The sequence below is a fragment of the Marinifilum caeruleilacunae genome, from assembly GCF_013141825.1.
Classification (GTDB): Bacteria; Bacteroidota; Bacteroidia; order Bacteroidales; family Marinifilaceae; genus Marinifilum; species Marinifilum caeruleilacunae.
In genome coordinates this window covers 1-355 of the sequence record NZ_RZNH01000205.1, presented here as the reverse complement: position 1 = coordinate 355, position 355 = coordinate 1, and the positions used below count along the sequence as shown (strand labels likewise).

At 52.1% G+C, this 355-nt stretch carries 1 protein-coding gene; it reads left to right on the top strand.

Annotated elements, in window-relative coordinates:
- Positions 1-245: plasmid mobilization relaxosome protein MobC (gene mobC / locus ELS83_RS22645; protein ID WP_052455545.1), on the top strand; the 245-nt coding region annotated here is incomplete at its 5' end.
- Between the last annotated feature and the right edge of the window lie 110 nt (positions 246-355).

The following is a 355-nucleotide window of genomic DNA, read 5'->3' as shown; positions in this document are numbered from 1 at the left end:
AAGTGAACACCGTACGGGAATCGTGCCGGCAGCTTGGAGCTATCGGCCGGAACCTCAACCAGGTGGCCAGGGCCTTGAACATCGAGTTCAGGGAAAGTGACAAGCTCAAGCAAGAGGCCATCGAAAAACTGGCCGAACGGATCGACCAGCATTTGGACCATGTGTCTGAGCTGTTCGATAAGACCTGGAGCCGGTGGCACGATTGTCATTTTCAGAAGACGACTGCACCAGTTGATTGGGCGTAATGGCTGTTGTGCAGCCAGCTCCTGACAGTTCAATATCAGAAGTGATCTGCACCAATCTCGACTATGCTCAATACTCGTGTGGGCTCTGTTGCAAAAATCGTGAAGCTTGA